This is a genomic window from Actinomyces procaprae (assembly GCF_004798665.1).
Classification (GTDB): Bacteria; Actinomycetota; Actinomycetes; order Actinomycetales; family Actinomycetaceae; genus Actinomyces; species Actinomyces procaprae.
The window spans coordinates 3,488,659-3,507,275 of the sequence record NZ_CP039292.1; the positions used below are offsets into that span (position 1 = coordinate 3,488,659).

Here is an 18,617-nt window from a genome sequence, read left to right on the forward strand (position 1 = left end):
AGTTCCAACAGACACGAGATGCCATGAGCAGATACTAGCCGCGGGAATGCGAAAACCCCCGGCTGGGATCGGCTCGGGGCTTGGTCGGGCGCACTGGTCCCGCTGGCAGTAGCGTTGCAATGAAGACGTCCGATGTCAAGCATCGGCACGCTGACGCCGAAAGCCACCGCGCCGCCACCCCGCGAGATGGGCGGCCGCCTCCACCTCCAGCACGTCCGGCCATGCCACCCATGACTGCCGGCCTACTCGCTGGGATCGGACCCGGCCCCGGTGGACCCACGACCGCAGGGTCGAGGCCGACAAGCCGGGCACTCGGTCCAGTGCGACGACGGCGGGTACCCACTCGGTGCCGTCCGGGCCGACCACGCCGGTCACGACGGCGCCCCCGCTGTAGCGGCTGTCTGGGCTCGGGCCAGGGCAAGGGCTCTCGTGTGCTGCCAGTCCTCCTCACCCAACGTGCGTCCGCAGGCCGGCAGGCTGCACCGGACCGTGGCCGATGCGCCGACCGTCGCGGGCGGGGACACCACCAGCGACAGACACCCACAGGACGGGCAGCGCACGTCCGTGACCCGCCGGTCGGGCTCTGCCATGGGCCAGCGTGCCAGCGCACGAGCCGTCGCAGTGCCCAGGTCTGACAGGAGATCCCCGGACCACGGCTGGGCTGTGATCCACTCCAGGTGCGGGGCCAGCCACTCCACCAGCACCGCCGTGCCGCCGGGCTCGGCGGGACCGATGGGCTCAGCCTCCCCGTCGGTGTCAGGCACAGTCCACCGGGACAGGCCCGGCGTCGGCGGCGTGACGCCGCGCTCGGCGGCGACCTCACCGCACCACGTGGCGACCATGGCGTGCAGGTCATCCAGGACCACGAGCGGCGCCGGGTAGAGCATCCCCTCACCCGGACGCGCCCCCGAGCTGCCGGCGTCGGTATGGCCCGACGGCGATGACACCGACGGCTCAGCCATCAGCAGCAGGTGATCCACCAGGCCCGGCAGACCCGTGACCGTGGAGGTCAGTCGACCCACGCACCACGAGCACAGGCAGGCGCCGTCCTCCGCCGGCCTGGGCAGGCAACCCCGGCACTCCACCAGCTGACCGTCCCGGTCGGTGGCGGTGCCGTCGCAGTCCGGGACATGAGCCCCACGGATCACGCAGCCGGAGACGCAAGCACTCATGACTGCGCCCCTTCCTGTGGTGGCTTGGGCTGTCGTCTGCGATGTCGGCGGCGGCGTGCCCTGGCCTGGCCTGCCCTGCCATCCCCTGCCTGAGCCCCGCCCTTGTCCTGCCGGTGCCCTGCCTTGCCCTGGCCCTGCCGTGCCCCTTCCTCACCAGTGCCCTGCCCGGACCCTGCCCTGCCCTGCCGGCGCCCGCGCGCGTCCGCGCGGGGGCCCGCGTGCGGGCGCGCGCACGCCCGGGAGAGCCCAGATTCGGTTGGGTCTGGCGGATCGGGAGAAAATCGAGTTGGTGACTCGATTTTCTCGGGATCGGCCGACGGCGGCGGGGCCTCGTCGAGATCGCCAGCAGACGACCCAGACGGCGTTTCGGCGGCACCGAGGTTCGGATCAGACGGCACCACTGGGGTGCCGGAGCCGTTCACCTCTGCACCACTGGCGCCGCGCCCACGCCCTGATGTGGCCGTGGGGGCACTCCCGGCCCCCGCGTGGGGTCCGGTGCCATCGTGGGTGTTCTGGGCCGTCAGCGGCCCTCCTGCGGGGCGATCCTGGGGCATGAGGTTCGGATCAGACGGCACCACTGGGGTGCCGGAACCGTGCGCCTCACGATCCAGGACCACCCACATGGGGGCGGCGAGGCCGGGGACGAACTCGAAGTGGCAGCCGCGGCGAGCAAGATCGACGCGGTGCCGCTCGGTGACGTGCAGGGTCATGCCGGCCTCGGCGGGCCGGCGACTGCCCTTCTTACGGTTGCAGGCGTGGCAGACGACCACGAGGTTGTCCAGGCCCAGCAGCTCAGGGTCGATATGGTCAACCTCGGGGCGCCGCTCGGAGCGGTGATCATCCCGGGCGACCTCGGTCAGGCAGTAGGCGCACAGCGCACGCTCGGACTCATTCGGCCCCGGCTCACGCACACGGTCCCGCGCCCACACCTGATCCTTGAGCCGCTGAGAATTGCGCTCAGACTGCTTAGCCTGACGCAGCTTGGCATCCTCGCCCCGCTCATAGCGGAGCATCGCCCAATCATGGAAGTAGAACTTCCCCTCCGGCACCGCCGGGCACCGGTGGCACTCATGCCCCGACCCATGCCACAAACCCGCCTCCACCAGCAGACCCGCGAGCGCCTGGGCGGCGTCGAGGTTCAGTGTCTGGGAGACCAGGTCCAGGAGGTCTACGAACCCGTCGGCGTGCTTGGCTTGGGTGATTGAGCCGGCCAGCGTCCACAGGCCGATGGCTGCTAGGCCGGTCATGTCGCCGGTCATGGCGCGGCGGGCCAGAGCCTGGGCTTTCGCATTGGCGGCAAAGGCATCGTCAACCTGGAAGAACGACACGGGCACGGGCCTTTCTCGGACGGACTGCTGATGTGGGAGAGGTCGGTTTAGGGGGTGCGCGGGCACCATCGGCGGGCATCTGTCACGCCTCCTGGGGCGAGGCAGGCTGGTACGTGGCGTCAAAGATGTCCGGCTTGCAGGGGTAGAACTCCCCTTGGACGCCCCGGATGATGTAGTCGCCGGGGCTGGCAACCATGTCCCCCTCAAGGGTGCGGATGGTGAGGACGCCGCCCTTGTTGTCCGCGCGCCCGTCCGGAGCAGAGGCACCTATCCAATCCAGGATGATGATGCTGCTCGCGACGGTACCGTCGTAGCGGATAGCCTCGACGGTGACGGGACGCTTGACGTAGCGGCCGACAGCGCCGGCCCCAGGGGCAGTCTCCTCAGATTCGACGCGGGTGTCCTCGGCGACCAGGCACTGGGAGAGCAGCTCCCGGACTTCCGCGAGCTTCTGCTCGGGGGCGGCGTCGGCGTGGTCGATTGTCCAGAGCGAGTCCTCCACGCGGGTCAGGACCAGCTCGATATCCGAAGCGATGGTGTAGGCGCGGTCGCGGTGCTTACCGGGCAGGAAGGCGTCGGCGATGCGGCGCAGGTATGCGGCGTCAGGATCGGTCAGCATCACAGCACCGCCCGCCAGAGGAGGATGGTCAGGGCCGCGAGCGCGGATAGGAGGAGTGCGCCTAGGCCGATGAGGATGAGATAGCCGATGATCTGGCCGACGACGTGGGCGGGGCCGGTGCTGGTGGGCTCGGGTGGTTGTAGGTCTGTCATTTTGTTTTTCCTTTCAGTGCGGCGGAGCAGGGACAGCACGACGTAGTACGTGATGAAGGCAAAGGCGATGTAGACGGCGAGGTGCAGGAGTTCGCGTAAGACGATGCCGAGCATGAGAGGACCTTTCGTGTGGCTCAGAACGGCGGTTCGTCGCCGAAGCTTGTGTCGGCGTCCTGGCTGATGCCCCAGGGGTCGTCCGCCGGCGGGTTGGCGGGCTGCTGTTGACGCTGGCCGCCCTGCTGGCCGGTCTGCCCGCGGGCGTTGCGGGTGACCTGGGCGGTCGCGTACCGGAGTGATGGGCCGATCTCGTCCACCTGCATCTCCACCACCGTGCGGTTCTCGCCCTCACGGGTAGTGAAGGAGCGCTGCACCAGGCGGCCCTGCGCGATCACGCGGGTGCCCTTGGTCAGGGTCTCCGCGCAGTTCTCGGCGGCGTCGCGCCAGATCGAGCAGCGCATGAACAATGTGTTCCCGTCCCGCCACTCCTGCGCCTGCCGGTCGAAGCTGCGCGGGGTGGAGGCGATCGTGAAGGAGGCGACCGCCGCCCCCGACGGCGTAAACCGCAACTCCGGGTCCGACGTGAGGTTCCCGATCAGCGTGACAACCGTGTCCCCGGCCATCACTCCACAGCCTCCCCAGTGTCAGCCACCTGCACGAGACTCCGGGCCGCCTCCGCCACACGCATGGCCCGGACGATGAGCCGGCAGCCCGGCGAGGTGCGCGGGTCAGCGCTGTCGAGGTCAGTGAGCCTGGCCGCGAGCGTGCGGACAGCCTCGGTGGGGACGACAGACAGTGACTCCCAGTGCTCGATCCCCGCGTCGGGCTGGTCACGCAGTACGAGACCGATCTCGTCCCCGCCGTCGAATAGGCGGTAGGCGTACATGCTGCTGCGCAGGGCGACCAGGCCGCCTATGTCCCGGCTGCCCTGATGGCCGTCGAGGACGCGGATGACCGGCTCCGTCGGCCAGGCCTCAGCCTCCGGCTCAGGGTCGGGCTCCGGCGGCACAACAACGTCGACCATCGAGTCGGACCAGCGCACGTCGGAGCCGTCGTGGAAATAGATGACGATGCGGTTCTCGTCGTATTCGCCCGCCCTCACGATCTGCCGGGTCTCGCCACGGTGGCGGATGAGCATTCCCCGCTCTAGCTCGGCGGCGGGGGTGGGTCGGATGGTGATTGTGTCGGTCATTAGTCAGTCCTCTTCGGGGTCAGTGGTGGGCGGGTGGGGTGCTAACTGGCGGATGGACCACTCGATGTCGATGAGAGACTCCCGTCGCGGCCAGATGGCGAGTTCGGCTGCGAGCTGGTCTGCTGCCTGCTCGCTGATCTCTGGGTAGTACTCCCGCACCCCGCCGCTGTAGATATCCAGCAGCGTGCGGGTGTGGTCGAGTAGGAGCGTGCGGAGGGCGCGCCAGTAGTTGCGGGGGTTCCCGTCCTCGGCCGGGCTGGGTTGGTCGGCTAGGGCGCGGGCCAGCCATGCGGTCGCCATGGTGGCGGTCTGCACCAACTCGTCCACGAGGTCGCCACCGTGCCCGGTGGGCGTGTCGGCGTCCGGCGTCAGGGCGCGCGCGACCTCGCCTACCTCCTCACTCAGGATCGCCGCCCGAGCGTCATCCGACATGTCCGGGTGGAACGGGGTCATCCCCGCATGCTTGCGGTGGGCGCGGTCGTATTCGACGCGCACACGGCGCCAGATCTCGTCCTCCGCGAGACCGGAGGCGTCCACCGCCCAGGCCACAGTCCACCTGGCCAACTCCGCCAAATGGTGGGGGTAGCGCCAGTGGACGAGAGCCTTGGACGCGAGTTCATGCAGCGTGCCCAGACGCTCCGCAGTCGAGGCTCCACGGAAGAACACCCGCGGGCAGGACGACGGGTGCCGGACCCAGTTGATCGTCTCAGCGATCGCCGTCGACGACTCCGAGCTGAACAGCGACGGCGCCGACCACATGTCAGAGCGCCGGGTCATGACCATGCCCCCTCGTCGACAGAGTCCAGCAGGGTGACGGCGGCCTCAGCGATCAGCGCGTGACGCCGCGCCGCCGGGATCTCTGGCCCCTCGTAGCAGGCGCGGCGCAGATCATCCACCCACATCTGGGGCACCAGCACCAGCCCATACTCCGTCGCAGTCTCAGCGAGGGCCTCAGTCGCAATCATGGCCGGTCCGCCTCTCCCAGGTCGAAGACAAAGACACGGAAGGTGTAGGTGCGCTGCCCCCACCGTGCGGAGGACAGCTCGGCGGATGCCTCCAGGTGCGGGCCAACCAGATGGCGGGCGTCGTCGTCCGGCAGCAGGCCCGCATCCACGAGGCCGTCCACGATCGGTTTGGCCGTGGCCATGAGGTTGTGCGTGTCCCGACGACGCCGGTCCGGGAAGAGGATCTCGATCACGATCCGCGCCCGCTCCAGCCGGGGCGCACGCGTGAACCGGGCAGTCTGCTCCGCGACCGACCGGATCGACTTCGCCCGCGCGTGGCGGTAGCGCCAATGCCGGTGGTCATTGGCTGAGATCACCTGATCCGCACCCAGCACAATCGACGCCTCCCAAACAGGGGCAACAGCACCAGTGGTGATCATGCGGACACCACCTCCTGCTCGTCCCACACACTGACAGCAGCCGGGGCGAAGGCATCCAGGTGCCGCCGGATGCGGTGCGGCTGATGCCCGCCCCACACATCCGCCACCAGACCCACCGGCGTCATCGCCACCACCACCGGCGCAGACACCACATGATGCTCAGCCGCGAGCGCCTGGGCGTCTGGGTGGTCGGCGAGGGGGCGTGCGCGGTGGCGTGCGCCAAGGTGGTCGAGGAGGTGGAGGGTCTGCTCGCACTGTGGGCAGTGCGGGAGTGTGTAGACGTCCAGCCACGGGGTGCGGGGGCCGTGGGTGCCCATCACGCGTCACCTCCGAGGAGTCGCATGCGGTAGGTGACGTCTGGTGCGGCGGCTGGTGAGAGCGGGAGTGACTGGCCGGCGGCGTAGGCGGCGATCTCGCCCAGGACGGCGCCGGCGGCGGCCTGCTCGCGGCGTAGGGCAGCGACGGGGTCCGACGGCGATGACGCCAGGGGCTCCTGTGCCGGGACGGTAGCGGTGTACTCGTAGCCCTCGCCGAGGTCTGGCTCTACGGTGACGGTGATCCTCATGCCGCGTCACCACCCGGGGTGTCGCCGTCGGGCTCGTCGCCGTCGCCGGGGTCGGTGTCGTCCTGCTCGTGCAGCCAGGCGGACAGCTCCGAGACCATGGCGTGAGAGACCTCCTCGGTGGCCTCGCCGCCGACCGGGGCACCATCCAGCAGCAGATCCATCAGGACGGCGGTGGCGGGGCCGTCGTAGGCCGCCTCCGTGGAGGGCACCGCATCTACGGTGCCGTACACGCGCAGGCAGCCGAGCACCACCGGGCCGGAGGCTGCGTACAGGTCCCCGTAGACGACCAGGCCCATGCCACCCATGGTGACCCGCAGCGGCAGCACACCGAGCGCCCGGGCGGTGGGAGACCAGCGGGACAGGGCCTTGGGCAGCAGGCTGCACGTGGTCTGCAGGGCCAGCGGGGCAGCACACACCGAGGCGATCAGGGCGGCGGCGTCCACGCGCTGCTCGTCGCCCTCGGGCCCCCACTCGCCCATCGCGGCCACCCGGACAGTACGGCCGGCCAGCATGCCCGAGGTGTCGGTGACCTGGATGCTCCTGCCGTCGGCTGGCACATCCAGCCGCACCGTCTCACCAGCCACCGTGCGGAAGACCGCGATGATGGTCTTGGCAGCGCCGGCGGTCAGGTCCAGGTCCACGCGGGTGACCACCTGGGCAGCCGATACCGGCCCGTCCCCGTCGATGATGACGGCGTCGTCAGCCTCGGACAGCGGGACCGACGCCATGATCGCGGACACGGAGTCCGTGGCCAGCAGGCACAGGCGCATCGCCTCGACGTCGAGCACCAGGCGCAGCCGATCACAGCCCGCGCCGTCCCGGTCCGTGCCCACGTGCGGGACCACCGCGCCCAGCGCCATCAGCAGGCCTGCCATGTCGCAGGTGGCGTGCAGCATCACCCCCAGCGGGGCAGCAGCAGGTGTGGCAGTCATGACGGGTCCTCCTGGTCGAGTAGAGCGAGTAGAGAGTCAGTGCCCTGCCCGTCCGGCACCGACGCCGTCCGTGCCAGGCGGTAGTAGGCGGTCTGGCAGGCCCGGCACATGCGGGCGTCCTCCAGCGCCTCACGGATGCGCTCCGGGGACGCGGGGCGGACGCTCTCGGCCACGTACGGGATCCGCAGACCGGGAGAGCACAGGCGGGTCACGTCCCGGTACGTGCCCCGCAAGCGGGCGACGGCAGGGCCGGGCTGCCCAAGATGGGTCACCGGCAGCACCGGGGACGCCAGCACCAGCAGCTCCAGCTCAGGCACGGGAGCGGGTACGGGTGTGGTGGACATGGTTGACGGGCTCCTAGTTGACGGTCTGGTGGTGACGGCCGCGCTTGTAAGCGGCCAGCTCGTGCACGGTGAGATAGACGCCGGAGACCGGGTGCCTGGCCACACGGCCCGCCCGGTAGAGATCCGACAGCCAGCACAGGGCCGTAGCGGCCGACAGGATGGCGGCCTCACGCGGCACCTGGGCGCAGGCGGGCACCCACAGCGGGCGTGCGTGCTGGTCGAGCAGCCGGGACCACCACATGTCCGACCCCACCCCCAGGCCAGCCCTGGCGTCCAGGGCCGCCTCGGCATCGGGGTCGGCGTCCAGGGCGCGCCACTCGCTGACGACGGCGGCCACCTGCGTGATCCGCTCCCGGGCCACCCGCACGCGCACGCCCCCGTAGCGCATACCGACCGTCCCCAGCACGCCGCCCAGGGCGACCACCCGGGCCAGGTACTCGGCGATACCCGGCGCATAGGCGGAGCGCAGCGCCCCGTGATGGGCGACCAGCAGGCCCGCACCGATAGCGTCCGACGCGGCCACACGGGACAGGTACGCGGCCGGGGTGTCGTGGTTGGGCCACTTCCAGTAGTCGGGCGAGACCTGGGTCAGGGCGTCGTCCCACAGCCGCGCGAGATCAGAGACAGTCCTCATGTCAGCCGCCCGCCCTTCATCGCGTGGCGGGTGTGCCGCACCCGTTCCCGACACGCCTCGTGCCGGCAGATCTTGCAGTCGCGCTCCAGGGTGATGCCACGCCCGAGGCGGCGCCGCACCCGCACCCGAGCGGTCGCAATAGACCACTCGTGACCATGCGCGCACGTGGCAGGGCCACCGGCGGCGGACAGGCGCTCTAGCAGCTCATACGCGATCGAGTCCGGGACGATCGCGGACGACGCGCCGGGCGGGATCAGCCCGGCCAGGTCACGGGCACTCACAGGGGCAGTAGCGACGGCGGCGGTCATGACGCCACCGCCTCGGCAGGCGTAACCCGGGACAGATCGATATTCCGCGGGGAGGTGCCGGCGGCGACCGCCAGCAGCACGTCCGCGTGGCACGGCTCATCCAGCGGGCACCAGCACGCCAGGTCCCGACCAACCAAGGTCTCCCGGATCTCGGATGCCGATGGTGGAGACGGGACAAGCTGGGCGCGAAGATCTCCGCGCAGCCACGCAAGGTAAGCCTCCACCGCCGCCCTGGGGGTATCCAGCCAGCAAGGATGGATCGCGTCTGGGATACCCGGAGGAATGCCAAGCACGGCCTGGTCGGCGCTGGCGTTACTCGCCAGGATCTCTAACCATTGTCGGAACGGGTTTCCCCACCGGGAGGGCCGGCCGACGTAGACCGCCCCATCGGGCATCCGCCACCCCGCCGTGCGCCGCCGCTGGATCCGCCGCGGGCTCATGCCGCCACCCCCGCAGAATCACCGGGCTGAGGCTCATGCCCCAGCAGCCGGGCCTCCGCCGGCGTCGCCGGACGCACCGTCAGCGTCAGCAGGATCGTCGCCGCCTGCCCGTGCTGCACACTCCGCCGCGGACGGCTCATGGCCACCAGGCCCTCACTGCGCAGCTGGTCCGCCAGGTCAGCCAGCGCCTCCAGCTCCTGCTGCACCATGGACATGCTGCCCGGCAGCATCCGCCACGGCCACGTGACCTCACGGCCGAGCGACGGCGACCACATCACCGAGGCAGGCGCGATCCCCGCCAGGTCCCGCAGCGACGGCGCCGGCGGACGCACCACCAGCAGCCGCCTCATCCTGGTCACCCCGGGCAGCCTGGGCAGCCTGGGCAGGGTCATGCGCGCACGACCCGCACAAGCCCCGCCCGAAGTGCAGGCGCGTGCCCTGCCAGGCAGGCTCGCTGGCCGCGTGCCCACGAGGCCGCATCGGCCGCCTACAGCTCTCACACGGGACCGGCCCATGAGACCAGTCCAGCCGCACCGGACGCACCATCACCACTCACCCCCCATCAGAGGCCAGGCGGTCCAGGACGCGCGCCGCAGAGGCGTCACCGTCAGACGCCAGGGACTCCAGCACACCGGCCACACGGCGCGGGTCGAGCAGCAGCTGCACCAGCATGCCGACCGCCAGGCCCATCGCACCATCAGGCGCCACCAGCTCACACACCATCTCCGGCACGCCCTCATCCCCACCGGGCTCATCCCCCCGGAGTCAGCACCAGCCGCAGGTGCGCATGCGGCTGGTTGTGGATACGGTCCACGACCGCCTCAGCCTCGCCAGCCACCGCACCATCCACGATCCGGGCCGCCTGCTCCAGCGCGTCCCCCACGCCCTCGCCGCCGACGCCGCCGCCGGGGCCAGCGGACAGCTCCGCGTCCAGGGCCGCCAGCTCCGCATCCACCGCGGGCACCTCCACCTCGTCACACGAGGTCAGCAGCAGCCACACGCCCACCCCGGCCCAGGGCCAGGGCCAGCAGCGACAGGCCCGACATCGCCGGCGCACGGCCCGCCACGGCCAGCCACGCCTGCACACACGCCACGACCACGCCCGCCGTCAGCAGCACGGTCCCAGCACTAATCCTCCGGTGCGCGCCCATCACGCAGCCACCTCCTCAGCGGTCTTGTCACCAGCGCCGGCCAGGCGGAGCAGGCCGCGCACGACGTCGACCAGGCGACGCCTTTCCGCCTTGTGGCGAGGCATGTACGATTGGGTTCGAGCCATGATTTGTTCCTTTCTGTGGCTCACTGGCCGTCGGCAGTCGTAGTGCTGGCGGCCATTTCTTTCGCTTGCGCTGCCCGTGCGGACCGCCGGCGAGCAGCCGACCGGGCGGACTGGCCCATCGGCCCATGCGACCGCGCCGGCACGGACACGGCAGGAGCGCCGTCGTCGGCCGGGCGATCCCACACGGGGCGGACCTCCTGGCGGGCCAAGTACTCCTCCACGTCCTCCTCACGGAAGCGCAGTGGGGAACGCTTAGAGTCCCGCAGCTTGCGATGACGGATCAGCCCGTCCTGCGCGTAATCCCGCACAACCTCCGGAGTCACCCGCAGAATCTCCGCGACATCCTCAGCGGTCAGTAGCGGCCTCATCGCAGAACCACCCCCCACACCCGTCGCACGACCGGCAGGAGTCAGACCGGCCGTGCGACGGGGGCACCTCCCCGACGGCCTCATCCCCAACACCGCACGCCGAGGAGGTGGTCTTCTCTTCCCGACCCGGGGCCGGGGCCTCCTCGGTAGGCTCCAAGGCACCACTACCCGCCGACGCGCAAGCGCCGGCACCACCTACCGAGGAGGAGATATTGGACGCAGCAACGTGGCTGACTGCCGGGCTCTCGGTCATCGCCATGCTCGGTTCATTCGCCGGATGGCTGCTCGGGAGCAGGCAAGCCAAGAAAGACGCCCAAGCTCGAGAGAACGAAGCCAAACAGCGGGACACAAAGTTCCAGGAGTTCCTCGACCTCACGCGAGCGGCAGCACAGCGCGCTGAGGCGTCCGCGAAAGCCGCCGAAGAACAGGCACAGGCACTGCAACGCGCCGCCGTCGGCACTGAAGCCATCGCTGCCGCCGTGACTCCGCCGCGGCTGCTCTTGTCCTGGGGGTCCCGCAGATCCTTCTCGCTGCGCAACACCTCGCCCGAACCGGCCACGATCGAGGCCTTCGCCAATCCCGAGGCATTCTTCAAACTGCCGTTCTCTGTCCCAGTAACGCTCTCCCCTGGGGAATCACTACGGGGCTCCGCATTCGATGCGCACGGGAGACCATTCCCACCACAACTGGCGCTACGCGTCGACGGCACCGACGCGCCCGTGTTCGTCCCGGCAGACGGGCGTCCCGGATCAGAGACCTGAGTAAGAGTCAGACGAGCCTCTTCCACGACCAACGTCACTGTCGCAGTCATGAAGCTGTCCGGGGCGATGTCGATCCTCGCAGGCTCATCAATAATCGGAAGCAACTCACCGTCCTGCGTACGAATCTCGAACACAGGCTTATACGGCCCACCTATACGAGCCATCACGCCACCTCCTCGTCGGAGGAACGGTGCGTGGCCGGGTCCTCATCACCCGACAGGTGCCGGGCCGCGTCATCCAGCGACCAGCACGAGTCACACACCTGCTCGTGCTGGAGCAGGGCCTCCGCCGGCACGCCCGCGAGCGCAGCACCTACACGCTCGACCGCAGCAACACCGTGAGCCTCCACGGCGGGCGTCGACTCGGTCCCGAGGGTGGCTTGGCCGGCGGTTTCAGCGCGTGAGATCAGATCGGAGACAGTGGTGCCGAGCGCGGAGGCGATGGCGGCGAGCTCCTGGAGCTCCAACTTGGCGTCCACCCGCAGGCGGCGCTGCAAGGTGACGCGCGGGATTTGAGTCGCCCGCGCGAGAGCGAGCACAGACATCTCTGCAGACTTCATGTCGGCAGCGATGACCTCGGCTACTCGACCGGGCGAAGGGTTGGTGACCATGTCTGCACCATAGGTGCCCGATCGGGCACCTAGCAAGCAGGGTTCCCTTCCGTTACCGAACTGGCATCCGTGGTGCCCAATATGACACACTTGCCCAATGGCTACTCGTGACAAGGACCCCTCGGTTGGACTGAATGCCGCAGTGGCAGCTGAGCTGCGCGCCGAGCGCGCGGCACAGCAACTCACCGTGGAGGCACTGGTGGGTCGGTCTGGCATTCCGAAGCGCACGCTGCTGCGCCTACTGAATGCGGAGCGAGCGATCAGCCTGGATGCGCTTCAAGCCCTAGCGGACGCATTTGGGGTACGGATGTCTGCGCTGATCGCCCGGGGGGAGGAGCGCCTATCCCGCGAGCGCGAGCGGGCCGAAGTTGTGCAGCTGGCGGAGCGGCGTGCCGATTGGCCGGAGGGGCTGCCGCCCCTAGAGGAGCTTGCCGCCCAGATCCAGCCCGGGGCTGACGAGGAGCTGGCAGAGACGACCGGCTGGCGTGCAGATCTCGGCGAGGAGTCCCAGGACATCCCCTACGGGGAGGATGAGCCGTTCTGAGGCGGTGGCGGCCGAGAGTACCGCAACCCCGCTTGTAACCGAGGTACTACAAGCGGGGTTGACATTTGTGTCCGAGGGTGCGGCTAGTGTGCCCGCTCGTGAGACCAACGATGGACGCCCTACTCGCCGCCGCCGCCGCCGAGCAGCAGGTGTCCGTGCGGTGGCTGAACATGCCGGAGGGGTGGCGCGGCGCCTACCACCTCCCCAGCCGGACGGTCTACCTGTGCACGTGCATGAGCGAGTGCGACGCTGTCCCGACGCTCATGCACGAGCTGGCCCACGTCGCCCGTGAGGATGACGGACACCAGGCCCGCCCCGTGGAGGCGAGGATCGACCGGCTAGTGGCATGCAGGCTCATCGCGCCGCCGGAGTACCGGGCCGCTGAGGCGCTGGTGGGGCCGCACATCGGGGCACTAGCCGTCGAGCTCGACGTCCCACGCTGGGTTGTGGCTGCCTACAGGGAGACACTGCGTCGTCACAAGATCGTTGCCTGAGCCGGCCTCAAAACCGCTCAGGCACGCTAAGCGCGGCGCAAGATAAAGTCACCACTACCCAACCCACAGGAAGAGGCCCTCATGAAGCCCTCCGGCTGGGGGATCGCCATGCGCATCCTCGGCGTCCTGTCCACACTCTTCGCAGGCCTCGGGATCATCGGGATCATCGGCGCCATGGTCACCGACGACTACAGCCCCGGAGACGCCGTCCTCGGCTCCCTGATCCTCGTGATCCCACCAATCGCGGTTGCCGTGATCCTGTTCCGCGGCGCCGATCACGTGGACAACAACGTCGCCGAGCGTGCCGCCCGGCGGGCCGCCCAGGCCGCTGCAGCCCGGCTGGTACCGCCACAACCGGCCCTGCTGCAGCCCCAGCCCCCACAGCCGCAACCGGCACCACCGCAACCTCAGGCAGCCGAGGAAAAAGCCGCGAAACGACGGCAGGTACAAGCCGAGAGACAGGCAGCCAAGGAAGAGCGGGAGGCAAAGCGCGCAGAGCAGAAGGCCGCCAAGGCCGCGCGACGGAAGGAACGCGAGGAGAAACGGGCCGCGCGACGGAAGGAACGCGAGGAGAAACGGGCCGCGCGACGGAAGGAACGCGAGGCCACCCAAGAGGAACTGGAAGCAAAGCGCGCAGAGCAGAAGGCCGCCAGAGCCGCGCGACGGAAGGAACGCGAGGAGAAACGGGCCGCTGCTGCTGCTAACCGCACCCCAGGGTTCCTGCTGGACATCGCACCGATGCTGGAGGACGGCCCCTTCACAGACAACGGGAAACTCTCCCTGTACGTCATGGACAAGCACAAGCCCGCCATCCACAAGCTTGCCCGCACCCACGGCGACTTCGTTGCCCGAGGCAGAAGCGGGTCGGGAGCGTTCGCAGACTGGGGGACGGTCGTCGCAGAACCGAGCAACAGCTATGACCCCGACGCCGTCAGGCTTGAGGTAAAAGGCCAACCAGTGGCCTACTTCTCGCTGGAATGGAAAGACCTCGCACACGAAGCCCTGAACGCAGCCTCAGGGCTCCCCGTTGTCGTCCCCGTCGTCGTGCGATGGTGGGGCGGGCGCGGAGAGTACGTCTGGGCGTTCCCCACGATGGAAGCCGCCAGGGACTTTGCCGACTGGCTGCACCGCAAGGACCGCAAATGAGCGACTCGCAGCAGCAGCCCCTCGTTGGTGTCACAGGCATCTGGGACAATCAGCAGGTGGCCACCGGAACCTACACCGAGAAGGCCGTCTTCACCTTCCGCGGGGAGGCTGTCGAGGACGGCACGATGGACGCCGCCCAGTTCGGACAGGCCCTGCTCGGTTACAGCCGCATGGTCGGACAGGCCGCGCGTATCGTCAGCCCCAAGGCCGGCGCAGCCGAAGTCAAAGTCGTTGCCAACCGACAGGGCTCCTTCGAAACCCTGGTCAGCATCGGCGTCACCCTGAGTTCTGTTGAGGCCGTACGTGACTGGATTCTCGGAACCAACGGACAGACGCTTGAGCAGGCGCTGAGCATCGCTGTTGGGAGCGGAGCAGTGCTCGGCACCGTCGTTGGTGGCGCCGTCAAAGTCAGCAAATGGCTACGCGGCCGACACATCGCACGCCGCGAGAAGACCGACGCTACCCATGATCGCATCGTCACCGACGGAGGAGACAGCATGATTGCGCTGGCCAAGTCGGTCGATGTCATGCTCGACCCCTTATTCCGCAGGGGCGTGCGCGATTTCTCCCAGCCCACCACCATGCCCGGCATTGATGACGTCATTCTCCAGCATCCTGACGGGGAAGAGGCCATCACAATGGCCGATCGCAACTTCTTCCTCGACGATCTAGAGGAGGAAGATCTCGTCGAGGAGGAAACCATGAGGTTACGCGTCGAGCGCCTCGCCTTCGACGGCGCCCCGTGGCGCTTCTCCCACAAGCCCTCCGGACGCGCGCTACGTTTTTCCTTCGCAGCACCGATCGACGACCAGGAGTTCCTCGACGACGTAGCAGCACGCCGTGTGGTTTTCGGCGACGGAGACGAGATCGACGCACTTGTCCAGATCTCTACACCCGCAAAGCCACGTCCCGGCGCACGACGACAGTTCCGCATAACCAGGGTGGTTCAGGTTCACTACCGCGACATATCCGAGCAGGATCAACTGCTGACCGAGGACGGACTCGCCCTGAACGATGACGTGCTACCTCCGAAGCAGTAGGGGACTTTCTTCCCAAGCCAGTTAGCCCCATGCGCGGAGGGTTACTCGGCTCGGGCGAGCATGGTTGCCATGGCGTCGGCGGCGGCGCGGCGGCGCTCGGGCAGGAGGTGGCCGTAGAGGTCGGCGGTGGTGGTGACGGACTCGTGGCCGAGCATGTACTGGACGGTGACGAGGTCGAGGCCGGCGGCGATCATCCACGAGGCGGCCGTGTGGCGCAGGTCGTGGATGCGCGGGCGCACGTCGAGGGCCTGCCCCTTGGGTAGTGGTTTGACGCCGTCGAGGAGGCTGGTGGGCCGGCGGCGGCTGACGGGGTCCTGGGCGGGGAGGCCGGAGGCGAGGCGGGTCACGGGCGCCCATACGTGTTGGAAGAACACGTTGTGGCGTACCGGAGTACCAGACGGGGTGGTGAACAGCAGGTCGGTACGCGAGCGGCCCCGGGCCGTGGCGGTCAGGGTGTCGGCGAGGTCGGGGGCCAGGGAGACGGTGCGGTTGGCGCGCCGGGTCTTGGGCGGGCCGAGCCGGAAGCCGGACGGGGCCTTCTTCCACGCCTTGGTGACGGTCACGGCACCGTCGGAGAGGTCACCGACCTGAAGGGCAGTCGCCTCCGACCAGCGCAGGCCCGCAGAGGCCAGGAGCGTGATAAGTGGCCGGTAGTGGTCGGGCACGACCGAGCGGAGGATGCGGAACTGCTCGGGGGTCAAGAAGACCATCTCAGCCTTCATGCCCCTGGGGAGGCGGGTGCCGTCGGCGGGGTTGGTGGGGATGATGCCGCGGCGGGCGGCGTCGGCGAGGATCGCGGACAGCAGCCCGTGACGGTTCGCGATCGTCTTGGGGGCGGCGCCGTCGTCCTCCTGCACGTTGACCCATGCGCGCACGGCGTCGACGTCGATAGCGACCAGCGGCAGGCAGGACAGCGGGGCGAAGGCTGGAGACGCGATCATGCGGTGGTAGCGGCGGCGCGTGGACGCCTCAATGCCGGTCAGGGCGTCGATGTAGGAGGCGGCGAAGTCGGCCAGCGTGGCCAGCGGGGCGTCGGAGGCAGGAGCGCGGTCAAGAATGGCGAGCGCCTGCTCGGGGCCGAGCTGATTAACCAGGCGGCGGAAGCGCTCGGCGGCGTCAAGGTCGTCGAAGGTCGCCGACGACTGGCGGCCGCCCGTCCGGAACAGCACCGTGTGGGACACGGAGCCGTCCGAGCGCCGGCGGTGGCGGATGGAGGACACGGGTCTCCCTTTGGCTAGTTGTTGACACGGTCAACACCAGACCGTACCCATGGGCACCGACACGCACTCACGCACCCCCATAAAACGGCACCACCATGCAGAACCGCAACGGCAGAAAACCGGGCGAAAACCGGTGACGGAAGGTTCGAATCCCCCATCCTCCGCCACCACTTTTCCCCGGAATCACAACGATTCCGGGGTTTTTCTTTGCCGGGCGCCTCGTGTTTGTGGGTGTGGTGGTTGGGGTCGGGGCTCCGGTGGGGGTGGTCGTTGCCGGGTTGGCGAGGCCGTTGTCGGTGGGTGGTGCTGGCTTGCGCTGATTCGTCGAGGCCGCTGGGATCATCCGGGTGCTGGACCGGGACTGCCGCCATTGACGACGCACGGCGGCAAGCTCGGTGCCCTACCCGCCAGGCCCCCGGGCGCAGGCGTGAGCGCTCGGGGTGCGGACCTGGCGCGCCTGCCCGCGCGCACCGGATGACGGTTCGGCACTTCGCCTGACGATTCGGCACTTCGCCTGACGGTTCGGCACTTCGCCTGACGGTTCGGCACTTCGCCTGACGGTTCGGCACTTCGCCTGACGGTTCGGCACTTCGCCTGACGGTTCGGCACTTGGCACCAACGATTCGGCACTTCCGGCGACGCTACGTACCCCTACCGTACGAACCGTCGCAAGACGGTACGAATCGCCGACCAGAACATACGAACCCTCACGCGAAGGTACGAACCGTCGCGTCAACACACAAACCCCCAGCCCAACACACCCACAAACCGGAAGAGCCAGTAAACACCGAACCGGCGTAGTAGACGACGCCAGCGCAAAGCACGCCGCCGAGCCGACTCCCGACTCCACCCACACCCACACCCCCAAACACGAAGCGCCGGTTTTCCTAGCCACTTCACAGTGCTCCACCGAGCCTCCTTCCAGCCGCACCGGGTTACATGATTACTGCCGCCGGGCGGAACGGATCACGAGGGAATGGGGACCCCAATGACTGGTCCGCATCCGAGACGGGACGGGTATATGGGAGCCCGTACCGCGTCGTCCCGGCGAAGGAGGACCGCACCTCGGGACCGGGAACCCCGAGGGCATCGCGCACCTCGCCACGGTGGCCTGCGGGCCTGGCGCATCGCCGGCCCGCAGGCCACCGCCATGTCCCGGCGCCCCACTCCGCCATCAACTCCGCCAGCGGCACCCCGGCCGCGGCACCACCAACCACCGCAGCGCCGAGCCGCTTCCGCCCCTGCGGACAGCACCCGGGCTCCGCAGCCGTCTCCGCATGGATCACCGCACCAGGGAGATGAGTCACGCCAGTCGTGCTGTTCCCGCCGCCAGCGGGTATGTCAGCCTATGACCATGCGTTACTCCTTCGCTACACTCGCCGTCCCCGCCGCCCTGCTGCTGACCCTGGGGGTATCGGCCTGCCAGGGCAGCGCCACGTCGGACACCGCCACCCCCACGGCGACACCATCGGCATCCGCGCCCGCCAGCGCGACGACGCCGCCCGAGAACGCCGTCGCATCCCCCAGCGCCCGAACGGTCTCCGCCATGGACTTCCAGGTGGGCGACTGCCTGATCTACGGGGACAACTCGGTCCCCGCCTCCCCGACCGCCGCAACGGACTCCGCGACATCCGCCCCCTCCGCAAGCGCCTCCGGGGGCACCGGTGGAACCGTCGCCTCCGGGAGCCTGGTCGACTGCTCCGCCCCGCACCTGTACGAGGTCTATGCCGAGGGCGCGATCTCCGCAGACGCGTTCCCCAGTGACGAGCTCATGGAGCAGTACATCGCCGACATCTGCTACGACGCCTTCGAGACCTACGTCGGCATCAGCTACGACGACGCCTACTCCCAGAACACCTACGCAGTCACCGCCCTGCGCCCCACCCAATCCACCTGGGAGCAGGGGGACCGCGCAGTGTCCTGCGTCCTGGCCTCCGCGGACGGCAGTGAGCTGACCGGCTCCGCCCGCGGCGCCGGGAACTGACCCGCTGCGGCGATCGTGCCCGCAGGCGCTTCTACGCGGCCGCTTCGCCGGAGCAGCGGGCAGCTCGACGGCGGCATGAGGCCGCGCTGAACGCCCCGAATGCTTAC

General features: G+C 69.1%; 30 protein-coding genes. 6 read left to right on the top strand and 24 right to left on the bottom strand.

Features of this window, described 5'->3' with window-relative positions:
• Positions 1 to 371: 371 nt before the first annotated feature.
• The 22 genes from E4J16_RS14485 to E4J16_RS14585 all read right to left on the bottom strand — a co-directional run bounded on the left by E4J16_RS14485 (position 372) and on the right by E4J16_RS14585 (position 10,711).
• Positions 372 to 1,172 carry a hypothetical protein gene (locus tag E4J16_RS14485; RefSeq protein ID WP_136314435.1) on the bottom strand — a complete coding sequence of 267 codons (801 nt, stop codon included), beginning with the start codon at positions 1,170 to 1,172 and terminating at the stop codon, positions 372 to 374.
• Positions 1,169 to 2,500 (bottom strand): HNH endonuclease, encoded by a 1,332-nt coding sequence (locus tag E4J16_RS14490; protein ID WP_168709529.1) that lies wholly within the window; start codon positions 2,498 to 2,500, stop codon positions 1,169 to 1,171. The genes E4J16_RS14485 and E4J16_RS14490 overlap by 4 nt, the downstream gene beginning before the upstream one ends.
• An 82-nt stretch (positions 2,501 to 2,582) precedes the next feature.
• Complete coding sequence (locus tag E4J16_RS15390; RefSeq protein WP_204519871.1) at positions 2,583 to 3,119, bottom strand: hypothetical protein; 537 nt, start codon at positions 3,117 to 3,119, stop codon at positions 2,583 to 2,585.
• Positions 3,119 to 3,385, bottom strand: a complete 267-nt coding sequence (locus E4J16_RS14500; protein WP_136314437.1) for a hypothetical protein — start codon at positions 3,383 to 3,385, stop codon at positions 3,119 to 3,121. The genes E4J16_RS15390 and E4J16_RS14500 overlap by 1 nt, the downstream gene beginning before the upstream one ends.
• A gap of 20 nt (positions 3,386 to 3,405) precedes the next feature.
• Positions 3,406 to 3,891, bottom strand: coding sequence for a single-stranded DNA-binding protein (locus tag E4J16_RS14505; protein ID WP_136314438.1), 486 nt, complete (start codon positions 3,889 to 3,891; stop codon positions 3,406 to 3,408).
• Positions 3,891 to 4,460: a hypothetical protein gene (locus E4J16_RS14510; protein WP_136314439.1), complete on the bottom strand. Its 570-nt coding sequence runs from the start codon at positions 4,458 to 4,460 to the stop codon at positions 3,891 to 3,893. The genes E4J16_RS14505 and E4J16_RS14510 overlap by 1 nt, the downstream gene beginning before the upstream one ends.
• 3 nt (positions 4,461 to 4,463) lie before the next feature.
• Positions 4,464 to 5,237 carry a nucleoside triphosphate pyrophosphohydrolase family protein gene (locus E4J16_RS14515; protein ID WP_136314440.1) on the bottom strand — a complete coding sequence of 258 codons (774 nt, stop codon included), beginning with the start codon at positions 5,235 to 5,237 and terminating at the stop codon, positions 4,464 to 4,466.
• Positions 5,234 to 5,425 carry a hypothetical protein gene (locus tag E4J16_RS14520; protein WP_136314441.1) on the bottom strand — a complete coding sequence of 64 codons (192 nt, stop codon included), beginning with the start codon at positions 5,423 to 5,425 and terminating at the stop codon, positions 5,234 to 5,236. Before E4J16_RS14520 ends, E4J16_RS14515 begins: the two co-directional genes overlap by 4 nt.
• Positions 5,422 to 5,844 carry a RusA family crossover junction endodeoxyribonuclease gene (locus E4J16_RS14525; RefSeq protein ID WP_136314442.1) on the bottom strand — a complete coding sequence of 141 codons (423 nt, stop codon included), beginning with the start codon at positions 5,842 to 5,844 and terminating at the stop codon, positions 5,422 to 5,424. The genes E4J16_RS14520 and E4J16_RS14525 overlap by 4 nt, the downstream gene beginning before the upstream one ends.
• Positions 5,841 to 6,161, bottom strand: coding sequence for a glutaredoxin family protein (locus E4J16_RS14530; RefSeq protein ID WP_240038486.1), 321 nt, complete (start codon positions 6,159 to 6,161; stop codon positions 5,841 to 5,843). Before E4J16_RS14530 ends, E4J16_RS14525 begins: the two co-directional genes overlap by 4 nt.
• Positions 6,161 to 6,409 carry a hypothetical protein gene (locus E4J16_RS14535; RefSeq protein ID WP_136314444.1) on the bottom strand — a complete coding sequence of 83 codons (249 nt, stop codon included), beginning with the start codon at positions 6,407 to 6,409 and terminating at the stop codon, positions 6,161 to 6,163. The genes E4J16_RS14530 and E4J16_RS14535 overlap by 1 nt, the downstream gene beginning before the upstream one ends.
• Positions 6,406 to 7,341, bottom strand: coding sequence for a hypothetical protein (locus E4J16_RS14540; RefSeq protein ID WP_136314445.1), 936 nt, complete (start codon positions 7,339 to 7,341; stop codon positions 6,406 to 6,408). The genes E4J16_RS14535 and E4J16_RS14540 overlap by 4 nt, the downstream gene beginning before the upstream one ends.
• Positions 7,338 to 7,685, bottom strand: coding sequence for a hypothetical protein (locus tag E4J16_RS14545; protein ID WP_136314446.1), 348 nt, complete (start codon positions 7,683 to 7,685; stop codon positions 7,338 to 7,340). Before E4J16_RS14545 ends, E4J16_RS14540 begins: the two co-directional genes overlap by 4 nt.
• Before the next feature lie 13 nt (positions 7,686 to 7,698).
• Positions 7,699 to 8,319, bottom strand: coding sequence for a hypothetical protein (locus E4J16_RS14550; RefSeq protein WP_136314447.1), 621 nt, complete (start codon positions 8,317 to 8,319; stop codon positions 7,699 to 7,701).
• The gene (locus E4J16_RS14555) at positions 8,316 to 8,600 is read right to left on the bottom strand and encodes a hypothetical protein (RefSeq protein ID WP_136314448.1); all 285 of its coding nucleotides are present in this window, start codon (positions 8,598 to 8,600) and stop codon (positions 8,316 to 8,318) included. Before E4J16_RS14555 ends, E4J16_RS14550 begins: the two co-directional genes overlap by 4 nt.
• A 23-nt stretch (positions 8,601 to 8,623) precedes the next feature.
• Positions 8,624 to 9,067, bottom strand: coding sequence for a DUF4326 domain-containing protein (locus E4J16_RS16310; RefSeq protein ID WP_136314449.1), 444 nt, complete (start codon positions 9,065 to 9,067; stop codon positions 8,624 to 8,626).
• Positions 9,064 to 9,459, bottom strand: coding sequence for a hypothetical protein (locus tag E4J16_RS14565; protein WP_136314450.1), 396 nt, complete (start codon positions 9,457 to 9,459; stop codon positions 9,064 to 9,066). Before E4J16_RS14565 ends, E4J16_RS16310 begins: the two co-directional genes overlap by 4 nt.
• Before the next feature lie 160 nt (positions 9,460 to 9,619).
• Positions 9,620 to 9,799 carry a hypothetical protein gene (locus E4J16_RS14570; protein ID WP_136314451.1) on the bottom strand — a complete coding sequence of 60 codons (180 nt, stop codon included), beginning with the start codon at positions 9,797 to 9,799 and terminating at the stop codon, positions 9,620 to 9,622.
• A 19-nt stretch (positions 9,800 to 9,818) separates the two neighbouring features.
• Positions 9,819 to 10,067 (bottom strand): hypothetical protein, encoded by a 249-nt coding sequence (locus E4J16_RS14575; protein ID WP_168709530.1) that lies wholly within the window; start codon positions 10,065 to 10,067, stop codon positions 9,819 to 9,821.
• The gene (locus E4J16_RS14580) at positions 10,042 to 10,221 is read right to left on the bottom strand and encodes a hypothetical protein (RefSeq protein WP_136314453.1); all 180 of its coding nucleotides are present in this window, start codon (positions 10,219 to 10,221) and stop codon (positions 10,042 to 10,044) included. The genes E4J16_RS14575 and E4J16_RS14580 overlap by 26 nt, the downstream gene beginning before the upstream one ends.
• Positions 10,218 to 10,343, bottom strand: a complete 126-nt coding sequence (locus E4J16_RS16025) for a hypothetical protein (protein ID WP_275669559.1) — start codon at positions 10,341 to 10,343, stop codon at positions 10,218 to 10,220. Before E4J16_RS16025 ends, E4J16_RS14580 begins: the two co-directional genes overlap by 4 nt.
• 20 nt (positions 10,344 to 10,363) lie before the next feature.
• On the bottom strand, positions 10,364 to 10,711 hold the full coding sequence (locus E4J16_RS14585; RefSeq protein WP_136192009.1) for a helix-turn-helix domain-containing protein: 348 nt from the start codon (positions 10,709 to 10,711) through the stop codon (positions 10,364 to 10,366).
• A gap of 212 nt (positions 10,712 to 10,923) precedes the next feature.
• Here E4J16_RS14585 and E4J16_RS14590 point away from each other — a divergent pair, with 212 nt between their 5' ends.
• Positions 10,924 to 11,472: a hypothetical protein gene (locus E4J16_RS14590; RefSeq protein WP_136192010.1), complete on the top strand. Its 549-nt coding sequence runs from the start codon at positions 10,924 to 10,926 to the stop codon at positions 11,470 to 11,472.
• Between the two features lie 163 nt (positions 11,473 to 11,635).
• Here the strand turns inward: E4J16_RS14590 and E4J16_RS14595 are convergent, their stop codons facing one another.
• Complete coding sequence (locus E4J16_RS14595) at positions 11,636 to 12,082, bottom strand: helix-turn-helix domain-containing protein (protein ID WP_168708056.1); 447 nt, start codon at positions 12,080 to 12,082, stop codon at positions 11,636 to 11,638.
• A gap of 97 nt (positions 12,083 to 12,179) precedes the next feature.
• On the opposite strand from E4J16_RS14595, the gene E4J16_RS14600 reads away from it, so the two are divergent.
• From E4J16_RS14600 to E4J16_RS14615, 4 genes are all read left to right on the top strand, one after another.
• Positions 12,180 to 12,626 carry a helix-turn-helix domain-containing protein gene (locus tag E4J16_RS14600; protein WP_136192012.1) on the top strand — a complete coding sequence of 149 codons (447 nt, stop codon included), beginning with the start codon at positions 12,180 to 12,182 and terminating at the stop codon, positions 12,624 to 12,626.
• A gap of 98 nt (positions 12,627 to 12,724) precedes the next feature.
• Positions 12,725 to 13,120 carry a hypothetical protein gene (locus tag E4J16_RS14605; RefSeq protein ID WP_136314455.1) on the top strand — a complete coding sequence of 132 codons (396 nt, stop codon included), beginning with the start codon at positions 12,725 to 12,727 and terminating at the stop codon, positions 13,118 to 13,120.
• 81 nt (positions 13,121 to 13,201) lie between these two features.
• Positions 13,202 to 14,266 carry a hypothetical protein gene (locus E4J16_RS14610; protein ID WP_136314456.1) on the top strand — a complete coding sequence of 355 codons (1,065 nt, stop codon included), beginning with the start codon at positions 13,202 to 13,204 and terminating at the stop codon, positions 14,264 to 14,266.
• A complete protein-coding gene (locus E4J16_RS14615; protein ID WP_136314457.1) occupies positions 14,263 to 15,306 on the top strand; it encodes an LAPAL motif-containing putative phage structural protein in 1,044 nt (347 codons plus the stop codon). Before E4J16_RS14610 ends, E4J16_RS14615 begins: the two co-directional genes overlap by 4 nt.
• Before the next feature lie 41 nt (positions 15,307 to 15,347).
• On the opposite strand, the gene E4J16_RS14620 is transcribed toward E4J16_RS14615, so the two are convergent.
• Positions 15,348 to 16,526 (bottom strand): tyrosine-type recombinase/integrase, encoded by a 1,179-nt coding sequence (locus E4J16_RS14620; RefSeq protein WP_136314458.1) that lies wholly within the window; start codon positions 16,524 to 16,526, stop codon positions 15,348 to 15,350.
• A gap of 1,354 nt (positions 16,527 to 17,880) precedes the next feature.
• Here E4J16_RS14620 and E4J16_RS14630 point away from each other — a divergent pair.
• Positions 17,881 to 18,510 carry a septum formation family protein gene (locus tag E4J16_RS14630; RefSeq protein ID WP_136314460.1) on the top strand — a complete coding sequence of 210 codons (630 nt, stop codon included), beginning with the start codon at positions 17,881 to 17,883 and terminating at the stop codon, positions 18,508 to 18,510.
• Positions 18,511 to 18,617 lie beyond the last annotated feature (107 nt).